The following is a 12,659-nucleotide window of genomic DNA, read 5'->3' on the forward strand; positions in this document are numbered from 1 at the left end:
CGGATACACATGCGAGATGCGCAGCGGCGTGACCAAATCTTCGTTGCCCTCGCCTGCGAACGGCGGCGAGTTGCGCTCTCCTTGCTGTCCGACCACCAGGAACTGACGCTCCCGGACCTGGCCGATGAGATCGCCGAGCGAGAGCACCGGAGGTCCCTCACCGACATCCCCCCGGAGACCGTTCGCGAACTGTATCTCGAGCTGTACCACCAGCACGTTCCCCGGCTGGAGGGCGCGGACCTCATCACCTACAGCCAGGACCAGGACCGCGTCGCGGTGACCGACCTCGGCCGGGAAGTCGAGCGACAGCTGCTCACCCCGGTCGAGTCGTTGCTTTCGTGACCCTCCATGACGGCGGCAAGCAGAATCGGGCCGCTCGTTCCGTGCTTCGAATGCCGCTACGACGTAGCCGTCACTCGCGAGGATACGTACGGGGGAAGGAAGCCGGTGGAGGGATTTGAACCCTCGGCCTAATCCTTACGAAGGATTCGCTCTAGCCAGTCTGAGCTACACCGGCACGCGGCGTGTCTCTCAGCACTCGAACAGTGTGCCATAACCGCAATAAGGATTGCGAATCAGGGGCCGTGAGCGATGCGTTCCCACGCCGTCCAAGGACAGTTAGACCGTCCTTCGACGCCGATTCAGCGCCGGAGGCGAACGTCGAGGACCACGTTCTGTTCGCCGGGCGCGTACGAACGGACGGCCCGGCGCGCCTCGACGGACACCTCGTAGTCGGGTTCGGCCGCCGCGCGGATCGCTCGCTCGCCCGGCCCGAACAGGGCGTCGTCGGACTGGATGTCGTAGTAGTGGAGCACACAGTCCTCGCCGGCGAGCAGAACGGCCGTCTCGAGGAACTCGTCGGCGCTGTGCGGGAGATTCATCACGATGCGATCGGCCCAGCCTTCGTAGTCGGCCGCCACCTCGCGCACGTCGCCACAGATGCCCGTCACCCGGTCCGCGACGCCGTTTCGCTCGGCGTTGGCCCGGAGATACTCGATAGCCGTCTCGTTGATGTCGGTCCCCACGCACGTCGCGCCGCGCTTCGCGAACGGGACGACGAACGGGCCGACACCGGCGAACATGTCGAACGCCTGCTCGCCGGCGTCCACCTGCTCGACGACGCGGTGGCGCTCTGTCGCGAGTCGGGGCGAGAAGTAGACCTCGGCGAGGTCGAGTGCGAACGCACAGCCGTACTCACGGTGGACGACTTCGGTGGTGTCGCCCGCGAGGACCACCCAGTCGCGAACGCGCTGTTCGCCTTTGATCTTCGAGGCACGGTTGAGGACGCCCTCGACCGGGAGGTCCGAGGTCACGATGGCTTCGGCGACCTCTCGGGCACGCTGAGGGTCATCCTCGTCGATTATGACGAGGGCACCGATGCGTTCGTAGCTCGGCTCGAACCCGAGGATGTCCGCGGGCATGGTCTGCCCCTCCCGAACCGGCGCGTCGAACTCCACGACGGCGTACTCGTCCGGAACGTGCGTGGGGTCGGTGACGGGGACGTAGAGCCAGCCCTCCTCGACCGTGATGTCGTACCCGTCGTCGACGAGATCCGCCTCGGCGAGTCGTTTCCGGGTCGCCTCGCCGTCCTCTCGCCGGACACGAACGCAGGGAACGCCCATACCACCCCTCCCCCACCGTCGGCGGTAAGCCTGACGCTTCGCGCCACTTATCCCCGCCGCGCTCCGACGGCGGATATGCTCACATTCGTCGGCCTCGGCCTGTACGACGAACGCTCGGTCACGCTCGCCGGCCGCGACGCTATCCGCGGCGCCGACCGGGTCTTCGCGGAGTTCTACACCAGCCGGCTGGTCGGCACCGACTTGGAGACGCTCGAAGCGTTCCACGACACGACCGTCGAGGTCCGGGACCGCGCCGGCGTCGAACAGGACCCCGAGCCCGTGCTGTCGGCCGCCGAAGACTCGGCCGTCGTCTTCCTGACCGCCGGCGATACGATGGTCTCGACGACCCACACCGACCTCCGGCTCCGGGCCGAAGAGCGTGGCATCGAGACCAGAGTCGTCCACGGGACGACCGCGCAGACCGCCGCCGGGTCGCTGACGGGCCTGCAGAACTACCGCTTCGGGAAGGCGACGACGCTTCCATTCAATGACGCTCACGGCGGCGACGGCGTCCCCGACAGCGTCGTCGCCACCATCGAGGACAACCGCGCTCGCGACCTCCACACGCTGGTCTACCTCGACATCAAGGTCGACGACCCCCACTGGGACGACGGCGACGAGACGTACATGACCGCCGACCACGCGGCCGGCCTGCTCGCAGTCGAGTTCCCCGAGACGCTGGGCGTCGTCGTCGCTCAGGCCGGAAGCCCGGACCCCACTGTCGCCGCCGATAAGTTAGAGGAACTGGCCGAACAGTCCTTCGGTGACCCGCTTCACATGCTCGTGATTCCGGGCTCACTCCACCCCATCGAAGACGACGCGCTGACCGCACTCGCCGGCAAACCTTAGTCGTCGCTCGCAGCCGCCGCCTGCTCGCCCGCGTCTCCCGCCCTGTCGAACGCACCCGCCAGGTCGTACTCCGTGCCGGTCACGAGGAAGAGCAGGTCCTCGACGAGGACGGTAATCTCGGGCAACTCACGGACCAAGAGCCAGGTGATACCGACGAGGACGACCACCGACCCGACCTGTGCGAGGATGCGGTCGGCGATGTAGTACGACACCATCCGCGGGTCAGTGAGGCCGAACAGCGTCATCATCGGGTCGACGAACCACTGCATCTGCTGGAGACCGAAGGAGACGGCGATGAAGACGTTCCGGACCAGGTTGAGGACGTAGATGACCGCCGAGGTAACGACGAGCGCTTTGAGTTTCCGCCCCCAGGGCGCCTTGACTGCGAGGATGCCGCCGGCGAAGATGGCGATGCTCCCCAGCCCCGTACACGCGAGCAGGATGTTGTACGTGATTGGCCCCTCCTCGTGCTCGAACCAGAAGGTGCTCTCGTAAGGGTACTTCTTCGTCGCGATACGGATGCCGTCGTGGGTCAGGCCGTCGACGACCAGCGGGTCGACGCCGACCAGGCCCAGCAGGAACGCCGTCTGGTCGGTGACGAGTTCGACCAGCCACTGTCTGATAGGGTCGACGGTCACCGCCGGCACGTAGATGATGCCCATCAACCCGACGGCCCGAGTGAGGACGAACAGCGAGTCCCGGCCGTTCCACAGCAGGTAGGCCGTGTACGCCGACAGCGGTACCGCGGCGACGCTGCCGAGCCCCTCGACGAGGCTCTTCTGTGTGAACACGAAGTGTGGAATCAGGACGAGCCAGAACAGCGCGAACAGGCCCCAGCCGGCGACGGCGACGCGCCGCGCCCACGTTTCGTTCGAGTACGCGAGGACGCTGCTACCGATGAACGCCGCCAGCACCAGCCACATCAGCGGTTCGGAGAGGACCAGCGGGTCGAACGACAGTCCGCCCAGTTCGACCGTCGACTGCAGGACTGTCGCTGTCATGACTGTGAGATTGGGAAATCCGTCGTATATGCTTTGTCGTTACGCCTGCGTGTGTATCGAAACCGCACAGCCGACGGCGAGAGTCGGCGCTGTCGCTATCGGACGTAGCGCGAAAGAAAAGCGGAAGTTCAGGGACCGGAACTGCTCCGGTTAGTTGTTACGGCGGACTGCGAGGAGTGCCGCGGCGACCAGTGCGATGAGAGCGAGAACGGCCGTGAAGCCAGGCCCGCTGTCACCAGTGGTGGTCTCTTCCTCGGTCGGAGTGTCGGGCATTTCGGTTGCCGTCTCGGTCTCCGTCTCGGTCTCCGTCTCAGGAGCCTCGGTCTCCGTCTCAGTCTCCGTCTCTTCCTGGGCGACGGTCACGGACGCGCTGTCCGTCACAGCGGTACCGTTGTCCGTGTACGGACCATCGTTGTCCGGGAAGTCGTAGGTCTCGTCACCGTCAGTGTCCATGTGCGGCATGGCGACTGCGGTGAAGTCCCCGTCCTGCGGGGTGTCGAGCGTGACTTCGATGTCCGAGTGGCTGCCAGCCTCGAGGTAGTCGGAGGCACCGATGACGTCACCGGTGGCCGAGCCCTCGTGGATGGCGATGAAGCCGCCGTCGGACAGCTGCGCGCTGTCGACGACGACCGTCGTGCCGTCGGAGTCCTGGTCGGAGATGCTGACGGATGCCGTCGCGGCACCGAGGATCTGACCGTCGTATTCGTCACCGATTTCGGCGCTACCGACACGGGTCTGCGCCGTGAAGTTAGCACCGGGGCTGCGTTCGCTGAGGTCAGCCGTCGCGGTGAACGTCCCGTTCGGACCGACGATCGCGCTCGGCTGGAGCAGGAACGGACTGCTGCTCTCGCTGCTGCGGAGCCGGACAGTCACTTCGCTCCCGGGCGCGACGTTGGTCGTACCGGAGATGGTCTGGCCAGCAGCGGCGCGGACAGTGATATCCTCGTCGTCGTTCAGCGTCGCGTCGGCGTCGAGGAACTGGACGCTGTCAGTGGCGTTCACACTGCCGTCGTCTTCGTCATAGAGGTCACTGGGACCGGTAAGGCCAGCGTCGGCAGCGTCGCCGGAGTAGCCGTCGCCGTAGCCATTGTTGTAGACGGTGAAGTTCGCGATGTACTCGTCTTCATCCTCTGCACCAAGCTCACTTTCGAAGTCACTGCTGTCAACCGCGACGAAGTGCGTATCGTTGGCCTCGTCGTAGATGACCTTGTAGTTGGTGAGCTGGTCAATGTCCTGCTGAGGGGAATCCTGGTTGGCGCCGGGGTCAGCGTTCTCGAACGTGAGCGAGAACACACCGCTGTTATCGTCGTCGTCAACCTGTTCGGATGCAAGACCGTAGGCAGCCGTACTGATGTCACCGTTAGTGGTGAGCAGACCTTCGAGACCCGATGCCTGGACCTGGACGATCACGACGTCGTTGACGTCGTTGATTGCAACTTCGTCGGTCTGGGTGACGTTCCCATCCTTGACCAGTTCGTAGACGGGTGCGGCCTCGTCGTCGTCGAGATCCTCGATGTCACTGAACTTCTCCTGCGGAGCAGTCCAGAGTTGGACGCCCTCTAGCGACGCCTCTTCGAGCGAGAGCGTGCCGACGTCGTCTTCATCGGTGATGATCTGTGAGTCGGTGTCAAGTTCGTTCTCTTCGGTGATGAGATCATCATCATCGGGGAGCGTGACGCCGGTTCCCTCGACAACGAGCATGTCGTAGTCAGTCGCTTCGAGGATGTCAGAGCCAGTATCGTCTCCTTCAGCGGTGAATGAACCACCCTGCTCGTAGCTGTTGATTTTGTCGTCACCAGCAACACTCAGGACCTCTGACGCAGACGTGGTTCCAGCCTTGTAGCTGTTGAACAGAACAGAGACTTCACCGTCGTCGTCGTCGTCTTCCACTTCGGCGGTGATGTAGTAGTTGTCGTCCTCGTAGTCACCGATCTGAATAGTGGCTTCGTCGGTGTTGGCGAGCTCGACGGTGATGTTCGCCACGTCACCGCGGTTCTCTGTGACGACGCCTTCCTGGAAGGAGGCACTTGCGTCACCAGTGTCGACGACCTCAATCGTGTCCGACGCGTTCGCGTCAGTGTCGGTCACTTCGACGTCGAAGGTGTAGTTACCCTCGGTGATGTCCTCGAAGTCCAGCACGTAGTCACCTTCTGCTTGCTTGATCTGGACCTTCTCGGTGTCGTCGAAGAAGTTGTCACCGTTGGCGTCAACGATGTCTTCAGGGTTGTCGGACGAGACGATTTCCGCGTTTTCCGGGAGCTCGGCATTACGCTCATCGTCATTCAGGATGTCGAGAAGCTCCTCACGGTCGAGGCCCTCAGCCGAGATGTTGACCGCGTAGCCGTTCCGGACGTCGGACGCAATCTCGTAGTCAACGGTGGCCGAGTCACCCGAGGTTCCGACATCGGGGTCGTCGAACTCGGCGGTCAGGTCTTGCGGAATGACCTCGAACGTTTCAGATGCGACGAGACCCTCATCGGAGTCAAGGACTCTCTCGTCTCCGTTGGTTAGGTCGACAACAGCACCAGACTGCGCATTCACGATGACGAAGTCACCTTCAGTGAGGCGGCCATCAAGCGTGAACTCGAGGGTGCCGTCGATATCACCATCGTTGGGGTCAATCGTCCGTCGGAGCGACCCGACCTGGTCGGTGTCGCCGCTGTCGTCAACGGTACGGACTTGGTAGTTATTTCCATCATTCGACACGTCGAACTGCACGTCCTGGCCGCTGTAGAACGTCCCAGCGTCCAGGTTTGAAACAGCCGCAGCACTGCCCGCGAAGCCGGTCGTCATGGCGAACACCGAGAACACCATGAGCGCGGCCAGGAACAGGCTGCGAAGTTTTTCGTTTGTATCTGTCATAGTTTGTTGATTGCTATCGGGCGGCGCCAGCTGCTTTCCACGTGGCCAGAGCGCAGTCACCGCGACCACGCGTAGACCGAACCAGTGTAGTCGCATCTAGCACCATGGGTAGGGGTACACTGCAAACCTTAGGCGGGTGTTATAAATGTTTTGTGGTCAGGCATGCGGGATGACATACAGCCACAAGGCCGTAGAAGGCGTCTAGACTGAATCTACGGCTCGTTTAGGACCGTGACAGTTCTTTTCAGCCGTGTGTCATACCTTCGTCTGACGGCCGGCGTACGTGTTATAAATACAAGAAGAACAGCGTGGTCAGTTGGGGACGATTTCGACCTCGTGGCCGTCGGGGTCCTTGGTGAACGCGTACTGGTCGTCGCAGCTCTCCGGGTCGCGGTAGTCCTCGGCGTCGCGGGTCAGCAGGTCGTCCCACGTCTCATGGAGGTCGTCGGTACTGACCGCGACGTGGCCCCAGGCGTCGCCCAGCTCGTACGAGCGGCCGTCGTAGTTGTACGTCAGCTCGACGGACATCGCCTCGTCGGCGGCATCGCGAGGCCTGAGGAAGTACAGCGCGAACGAGGAGTGCTCGGAGCGGCGGAACATCTCGTAGTCGAGTTTCCGGGTGTACCAGCCGATGGCCTCGTCGGCGTCCTCGACGCGGAGCATCGTGTGGTCGAGCGACCACTTCGCGCCGTAGTCGCGCTCGACGATCTCGATTTCGTGGCCGTCGGGGTCCTTGACGAACGCATAGGAGCCGCCACAGGAGTCCGGGTCGCGGTAGTCCTCGGCGCCGGCGTCCATGAGTTCCTCGTAGGCGTCGTAGACGTCCTCACAGCGGACGGCGATGTGTCCCCACGCGTCCCCGTGCGTGTACGAGCGCCCATCGTGGTTGTACGTCAGTTCGAGCAGCGCGCCCTCGTCGTGGACGTCCTCGGGTCCGAGGAAGACGTTGGTGAACGTGTCGGCCTCCCAGCGGCTCTTCTCCTCGTAGTCGAGATACGTCTGGTACCAGTCCAGCGACGCCTCCAGGTCTTCGACGCGCATCATCGTGTGGTCGAGCGGCAGCATAGATGGCCCGTGGGACGGGCGCGCGAAAAGGCTACCGTCCTAAGATTCAGTGAGGGCGTAAGCGAAACGACAATCATCGATGCTGATACCCAGAAAGCCCCGGCTGTCATCGGACGCGAAGCGCCGATAACGCCCCTTTCAGTCCCACCCATTTCGGCTGTTCATCCACTTCCGGGAAGGACTGAAAGGGGCCGGGCTTTCTGGCTGTTCGAGAACACGTGGAAAGCGACTCGAGAAGCACTCAGTCCCACATTGGGTGTGGCAATAGATCCAGCGAATCACTCCGCATCGGAGCCAACGTCAATAATCCCAGTCTCGCGCACCGACGGCCAGTAGTACCACCAGACCACAGCAAGCATGACGATTGTGCCCAGGGGAAATCCAATGTAGCCGATTCGGCGGTTGAACCCGAGGAAGACGGTAATCTGTGAGAGACCAGCGGCTGCGAGCGCGAAGGCCGTGATTCGGACGTCCTCACGCCAGACGACGCCTGCGACGGCACTCGCGAGCGCAACGAGATACAGCAAGACCCCGGTCCCCCAGGCCTCGATGAACCGGGGGAGGCCCTCGGTGAACCGGAAGAAGAAGTCGTACACCGAGACCACCGTCGGCGGGTTGGTGTTGAACAGGCCGAAGGAGAACACGAGTGTGAGTTCGTCCCCGATGAGCAGGACCGTCCAGGGAACGAGGCCGGCGGCGACGACGGCGACCAGTCGGCGGCGTGGACCGTACTCCATAGGAGTTGGTAGGAATTGATAGCAAAGAGTCGCACGCATCCGCACGCGGGTGCCGCTCGTGCATGCGGAGAAGTACTATGCTACGGATTACCGCCGGGCGACGATGCGCAGGACGTCCTCGTCAGCCAGTTCGTGGCCCCGCCCGACCTGTTGTTCGTCGTGTTTGGCACTTGGCCCGGTGACGCGGGCGAAGCGGAAGCGCTCGTCGAAGCTCCCGCCCAGTTTCTCACAGGCGTCGTCGACGGTGTCGCCCTCGCGGAGGATGAGGGGCTCCTCGTAGTCGACGCCGCGACCCGGTTTGTCCATGTAGATACGGATGAGGCCGAGCTCGTCCCAGATGCGCTCGGTCAGGCCGTCGAGCCCTTTCTCCTTCTCGGCGCTGATGAAGATGGCCTCTTCAGGGTCGATATCCCGTTCTCGGAGTTCCCCCTTCACCGTCGGCAGGTAGTTCTCCTCGATGAGGTCGGCCTTGTTGACGACGACGACGGAGGGGAGGTAGACGCGGTTGTCCATGACGCCGTCGATGAGCCGGTCCAAGTCCATCTGCTCGCCGATGGTGACGTCGGCGTTGACGTAGCCGTGCTCGCGCAGGACCGCCTTGACGGTCTCCTCGTCCAGGTCGAGGTCGACGGAGCTGTTGATGCTCAGGCCGTCCTTGGCCTTCTTGCGGACGGAGACGCGCGGGGGCTCGATGTCGAGGCGGATCTTGTTCTTGTACAGTTCCTCGCTCAGCCGGTCGTACTGGTCGATGTCGAAGACGGAGACCATGAACACGATGAGGTCGGCGGTCCGGACGACCGAGAGGACCTCCTTGCCCCCACCCCGACCGCCGGCCGCACCTTCGATGAGCCCGGGGACGTCGAGAATCTGGATGTTCGCGCCTTTGTGCTTGAGCATTCCCGGGTAGACGTCCAGCGTCGTGAACTCGTAGGCGCCCGTCTCAGACTCCGCGTTGGTCAGGGCGTTCAGCAGCGTGGACTTGCCGACGCTGGGGAACCCGACGAGGGCGACGGTAGCGTCGCCATGTTTCTCGACGCCGTAGCCGCCGCCACCGCCCGATGAGGACTGCTGTTCGAGCTTCTCTTTCTTCTCTGCGAGCTTCGACTTCAGCCGGCCGATGTGGGCCTCCGTCGACTTGTTGTAGGGCGTACTGCTGATCTCCTCCTCGAGTTCCTGTATCTCGTCTTCGAGCCCCATTACGTGTATGTCGGCCACGCACGTTGGATAAGGCTTTCTTCCCTCACCGAGGGCCGTTCTGTCGGCGTGGTAATTCTTGCCAGTCGTCTGTAAGTCGACACGTCTTTAGGCTATCGTCCGTCAGTGACAATCATGGCAGATGTCGAGCGCTTTCGCGACAGCACACAGATTCTCCTGCCAGCCGGTGCGCTCGACGGCATCCGGGACGAACTCGAGCGGCGCTTCACCGTCATGGTGCGGGCCGAAGGCGGACAGGTGCGTATCATCGGGTCACCGGTGGAGATCAAGGCCGCCGGCGACTTCCTCGCGATGAACGGCATCACCTTCGCGTAACGGGCCCGCGCCGGTCGGTACGGCCGTGTGTCGACCTCACGCGGCCGTCGGTGAAACGCAATCCTTTAAACCGCCGAACGGAATTGCTGAGACATGGCTGGAACTATCGAAGTGCTCGTCCCCGGCGGCCAGGCCAACCCCGGCCCGCCGCTCGGTCCCGAACTGGGGCCGACACCCGTGGACGTGCAGGCAGTCGTCCAGGAGATCAACGACCAGACCGCAGCGTTCGACGGCACCGAAGTCCCCGTCACCGTCGAGTACGACGACGACGGGTCGTTCTCCATCGAGGTCGGTGTCCCGCCGACGGCCGAGCTCATCAAAGACGAAGCCGGCTTCGAGACCGGCAGCGGCGAACCCCAGGAGAACTTCGTCGCCGACCTCAGCGTCGACCAGGTCATCCAGATCGCAGAGCAGAAGCACCCCGACCTGCTGGCCTACGATCTGAAGAACGCCGCGAAGGAAGTCGTCGGGACCTGCGCCTCGCTGGGCGTCACCATCGAGGGCAACGACCCCCGAGAGTTCAAAGAGCGCATCGACGGCGGCGAGTACGACGACATCTTCGGCGAAGCGGCCGAAGCATAAGCAGGCTGCCCCGCCGACTGCGATTCTCGCTGTTTTCGCGACCCAGTAGAGACTGTCATCGTCTCCGAGAGCACCGGATTGACGTGTGTGAGTGGGGCGCATCCGCTGCGGGGTGGTTCGACGCTTTTAAGTGTCGCATCGGCCTCCACACGGACGAGACAGGCAACCGCCTGTTTCACTGACCCGTAGAAGCCGTTTGGCGCACTACGGAGGTGAACAATGGCAGACCAGGAAATAGAGAACGCAGTCTCTCGCGCACTCGAGGACGCACCTGAGCGGAACTTCCGCGAGACGGTCGACCTCGCAGTCAACCTGCGCGACTTAGATCTAAACGACCCGTCGAACCGTGTCGACGAGTCCGTCGTCCTACCTGCCGGCACCGGCCAGGAGACCACCATCGTGGTCTTCGCCGAGGGCGAGACCGCCCTCCGTGCCGAGGATGCCGCAGACGATGTACTCAGCCAGGACGAACTCGAGGAGCTCGGGGGCGACGACGACGCCGCCAAGGAGCTCGCAAACGAGACCGACTTCTTCATCGCCGAGACGAACATGATGCAGGACATCGGTCGCTACCTCGGGACCGTCCTCGGTCCGCGCGGCAAGATGCCGGAACCGCTCGACCCCGACGACGACGTCGTCGAGGTCGTCAACCGAATGAAAAACACCGTGCAGCTGCGCAGTGGTGAGCGTCGGACGTTCCACACCCGCGTGGGCGCCGAGGACATGTCCGCCGAGGACATCGCCGACAACATCGACGTCATCATCCGCCGGCTGCACGCAGACCTCGAGAAGGGGCCGCTCAACATCGACAGCGTCTTCGTGAAGACGACGATGGGCCCCGCCGTGGAGGTGGCCTGACATGAGCGCCGAGAGCGAACGTAAGACAGAGACCATCCCGCAGTGGAAACAGGAAGAGGTCGACGCGCTCGTCGAGACCATCGAGTCCTACGAGAGCGTCGGCGTCGTCAACATCGCGGGCATCCCGTCCCGGCAGCTCCAGGACATGCGCCGTGACCTGTACGGCACCGCGGAACTGCGCGTCTCCCGGAACACGCTGCTCCGACGCGCGCTCGACGAAGTCGACGAGGGCGTCGAGGAACTCACGCAGTTCGTCGAGGGCCAGGTCGGCCTCATCGGGACGAACAACAACCCGTTCTCGCTGTTCCAGGAACTCGAGGCCTCGAAGACGCCGGCCCCCATCGGCGCCGGCGAGATAGCCTCGAACGAGATCGTGATTCCCGAGGGCGACACCGGCGTCGACCCGGGTCCGTTCGTCGGCGAACTCCAGAGCGTCGGTGCTGACGCACGCATCCAGGAGGGGTCCATCCAGGTCCTCTCGGACTCGACCGTGCTCGACGCGGGCGAGGAGGTCTCACAGGACCTCGCGAACGTCCTCAGCGAGCTCGGCATCGAACCGAAGGAGGTCGGCCTCGACCTCCGCGGCGTCTTCGCGGACGGCGTGCTGTTCGAACCCGAGGAACTCGAACTGGACATCGACGAGTACGAGGCGGACATCCAGGCCGCGGCCAGTCGGGCGTTCAACCTCTCGGTCAACGCCGGGTACCCGACGGCCCAGACGGTCCCGACGATGCTCCAGACGGCCAGCGGCGAGGCCAAGAGCCTCGCGCTCCAGGCCGCCATCGAGGACCCCGAGGTCGTCCCCGACCTCATCAGCAAGGCCGACGCGCAGCTGCGCGCGCTCGCGGCCCAGATCGAGGACACGGAGGCGCTGCCCGACGAGCTCCAGGACGTGGAGGTCGCCGAGGCGACAACAGAGGAATCGGCTGACGAAGACGACGAGGACACCGCAGACGAGGACGCCAGCGACGACGCCGAGGCCGAGGCGGCCGAGGACGACGACGATGACGACGAGGACGCTGGCGACGCGCTCGGGGCGATGTTCTAACCACAACCACACTTCAGAACAATGGAATACGTATACGCTGCACTCATCCTGAACGAATCGGGCGAAGAAATCAACGAAGACAACCTCACCGACGTGCTCGACGCCGCGGGCGTCGACGTCGAGGAGTCCCGAGTCAAGGCGCTCGTCGCCGCGCTCGAGGACGTCGACATCAGCGAGGCCGTCGAACAGGCCGCCGCCGCACCCGTCGCCGCGAGCGGTGGGGCCGCGGAGGCCGACGACGAGGACGCTGACGAGGCCGACGACGAGGCCGAAGAAGAGGAAGCGGCCGACGACGAAGACGACGACGACGACGAGGAAGACGAGTCCAGCGGCGAGGGACTCGGCGAACTCTTCGGCTAAGCCGTCGACCTCAGACGACGACCTTTCTTTCGAGACATACTGGCCAGCGACGCGTCTAGAGCGCACTCGTGGGATGGCGGCCGTTGCCGCCGCGTCGACGTGGGCGTGCTGACCTTCAAGTACCGAAAGGGGGCCAGGACCGGGT

Annotated in this window: 13 protein-coding genes and 1 tRNA gene; 7 read left to right on the forward strand and 7 right to left on the reverse strand. The window is 63.7% G+C overall.

Annotated features, from left to right (window positions below; all coding sequences use genetic code 11):
* Positions 1 to 9 precede the first annotated feature (9 nt).
* Positions 10 to 342 carry a DUF7344 domain-containing protein gene (locus P1L41_RS14065; RefSeq protein ID WP_276296359.1) on the forward strand — a complete coding sequence of 111 codons (333 nt, stop codon included), beginning with the start codon at positions 10 to 12 and terminating at the stop codon, positions 340 to 342.
* A 100-nt stretch (positions 343 to 442) separates the two neighbouring features.
* On the opposite strand, the gene P1L41_RS14070 is transcribed toward P1L41_RS14065, so the two are convergent.
* Positions 443 to 517: transfer RNA gene (locus P1L41_RS14070), tRNA-Thr, on the reverse strand.
* Between the two features lie 124 nt (positions 518 to 641).
* Positions 642 to 1,622, reverse strand: coding sequence for a class I SAM-dependent methyltransferase (locus P1L41_RS14075; RefSeq protein WP_276296360.1), 981 nt, complete (start codon positions 1,620 to 1,622; stop codon positions 642 to 644).
* Between the two features lie 75 nt (positions 1,623 to 1,697).
* Between P1L41_RS14075 and dph5 the strand changes: the two genes are divergently transcribed.
* Complete coding sequence (gene dph5, locus P1L41_RS14080; RefSeq protein ID WP_276296361.1) at positions 1,698 to 2,471, forward strand: diphthine synthase; 774 nt, start codon at positions 1,698 to 1,700, stop codon at positions 2,469 to 2,471.
* On the opposite strand, the gene artA is transcribed toward dph5, so the two are convergent.
* The 5 genes from artA to P1L41_RS14105 all read right to left on the reverse strand — a co-directional run bounded on the left by artA (position 2,468) and on the right by P1L41_RS14105 (position 9,333).
* Positions 2,468 to 3,472 carry an archaeosortase A gene (artA, locus tag P1L41_RS14085; protein WP_276296362.1) on the reverse strand — a complete coding sequence of 335 codons (1,005 nt, stop codon included), beginning with the start codon at positions 3,470 to 3,472 and terminating at the stop codon, positions 2,468 to 2,470. The genes dph5 and artA overlap by 4 nt on opposite strands.
* Before the next feature lie 150 nt (positions 3,473 to 3,622).
* Positions 3,623 to 6,334: a DUF7827 domain-containing protein gene (locus tag P1L41_RS14090; RefSeq protein ID WP_276296363.1), complete on the reverse strand. Its 2,712-nt coding sequence runs from the start codon at positions 6,332 to 6,334 to the stop codon at positions 3,623 to 3,625.
* A gap of 312 nt (positions 6,335 to 6,646) precedes the next feature.
* Positions 6,647 to 7,399 carry a VOC family protein gene (locus tag P1L41_RS14095; protein ID WP_276296364.1) on the reverse strand — a complete coding sequence of 251 codons (753 nt, stop codon included), beginning with the start codon at positions 7,397 to 7,399 and terminating at the stop codon, positions 6,647 to 6,649.
* 278 nt (positions 7,400 to 7,677) lie between these two features.
* Positions 7,678 to 8,136, reverse strand: coding sequence for a TIGR04206 family protein (locus tag P1L41_RS14100; protein WP_276296365.1), 459 nt, complete (start codon positions 8,134 to 8,136; stop codon positions 7,678 to 7,680).
* An 87-nt stretch (positions 8,137 to 8,223) separates the two neighbouring features.
* The gene (locus tag P1L41_RS14105; RefSeq protein ID WP_276296366.1) at positions 8,224 to 9,333 is read right to left on the reverse strand and encodes an OBG GTPase family GTP-binding protein; all 1,110 of its coding nucleotides are present in this window, start codon (positions 9,331 to 9,333) and stop codon (positions 8,224 to 8,226) included.
* Positions 9,334 to 9,465: 132 nt separating this feature from the next.
* On the opposite strand from P1L41_RS14105, the gene P1L41_RS14110 reads away from it, so the two are divergent.
* The 5 genes from P1L41_RS14110 (at position 9,466) to rpl12p (ending at position 12,514) form a co-directional block, all read left to right on the forward strand.
* Complete coding sequence (locus P1L41_RS14110) at positions 9,466 to 9,666, forward strand: VNG_1110C family protein (protein ID WP_276296367.1); 201 nt, start codon at positions 9,466 to 9,468, stop codon at positions 9,664 to 9,666.
* 93 nt (positions 9,667 to 9,759) lie between these two features.
* The gene (locus P1L41_RS14115; protein WP_276296368.1) at positions 9,760 to 10,248 is read left to right on the forward strand and encodes a 50S ribosomal protein L11; all 489 of its coding nucleotides are present in this window, start codon (positions 9,760 to 9,762) and stop codon (positions 10,246 to 10,248) included.
* A gap of 219 nt (positions 10,249 to 10,467) precedes the next feature.
* Positions 10,468 to 11,106 (forward strand): 50S ribosomal protein L1, encoded by a 639-nt coding sequence (locus P1L41_RS14120; protein ID WP_276296369.1) that lies wholly within the window; start codon positions 10,468 to 10,470, stop codon positions 11,104 to 11,106.
* A gap of 1 nt (position 11,107) precedes the next feature.
* Positions 11,108 to 12,154, forward strand: a complete 1,047-nt coding sequence (locus tag P1L41_RS14125; RefSeq protein ID WP_276296370.1) for a 50S ribosomal protein L10 — start codon at positions 11,108 to 11,110, stop codon at positions 12,152 to 12,154.
* A 21-nt stretch (positions 12,155 to 12,175) separates the two neighbouring features.
* Positions 12,176 to 12,514, forward strand: coding sequence for a 50S ribosomal protein P1 (rpl12p, locus tag P1L41_RS14130; protein WP_276296371.1), 339 nt, complete (start codon positions 12,176 to 12,178; stop codon positions 12,512 to 12,514).
* Positions 12,515 to 12,659 lie beyond the last annotated feature (145 nt).

Origin of the sequence: Haloarcula ordinaria, assembly GCF_029338275.1 — an archaeon.
GTDB classification, from domain to species: domain Archaea; phylum Halobacteriota; class Halobacteria; order Halobacteriales; family Haloarculaceae; genus Haloarcula; species Haloarcula ordinaria.

Excerpts from the sequence above, each read along its gene's own strand:
- P1L41_RS14065 (WP_276296359.1), top strand. The coding sequence starts at position 10 with ATGCGAGATGCGCAGCGGCGTGACCAAATCTTCGTTGCCCTCGCCTGC.
- rpl12p (WP_276296371.1), top strand. The coding sequence starts at position 12,176 with ATGGAATACGTATACGCTGCACTCATCCTGAACGAATCGGGCGAAGAA.
- P1L41_RS14110 (WP_276296367.1), top strand. The coding sequence starts at position 9,466 with ATGGCAGATGTCGAGCGCTTTCGCGACAGCACACAGATTCTCCTGCCA.
- dph5 (WP_276296361.1), top strand. The coding sequence starts at position 1,698 with ATGCTCACATTCGTCGGCCTCGGCCTGTACGACGAACGCTCGGTCACG.
- P1L41_RS14120 (WP_276296369.1), top strand. The coding sequence starts at position 10,468 with ATGGCAGACCAGGAAATAGAGAACGCAGTCTCTCGCGCACTCGAGGAC.
- P1L41_RS14075 (WP_276296360.1), bottom strand. The coding sequence starts at position 1,622 with ATGGGCGTTCCCTGCGTTCGTGTCCGGCGAGAGGACGGCGAGGCGACC.
- P1L41_RS14105 (WP_276296366.1), bottom strand. The coding sequence starts at position 9,333 with ATGGGGCTCGAAGACGAGATACAGGAACTCGAGGAGGAGATCAGCAGT.
- P1L41_RS14095 (WP_276296364.1), bottom strand. The coding sequence starts at position 7,399 with ATGCTGCCGCTCGACCACACGATGATGCGCGTCGAAGACCTGGAGGCG.
- P1L41_RS14090 (WP_276296363.1), bottom strand. The coding sequence starts at position 6,334 with ATGACAGATACAAACGAAAAACTTCGCAGCCTGTTCCTGGCCGCGCTC.
- artA (WP_276296362.1), bottom strand. The coding sequence starts at position 3,472 with ATGACAGCGACAGTCCTGCAGTCGACGGTCGAACTGGGCGGACTGTCG.
- P1L41_RS14125 (WP_276296370.1), top strand. The coding sequence starts at position 11,108 with ATGAGCGCCGAGAGCGAACGTAAGACAGAGACCATCCCGCAGTGGAAA.
- P1L41_RS14115 (WP_276296368.1), top strand. The coding sequence starts at position 9,760 with ATGGCTGGAACTATCGAAGTGCTCGTCCCCGGCGGCCAGGCCAACCCC.
- P1L41_RS14100 (WP_276296365.1), bottom strand. The coding sequence starts at position 8,136 with ATGGAGTACGGTCCACGCCGCCGACTGGTCGCCGTCGTCGCCGCCGGC.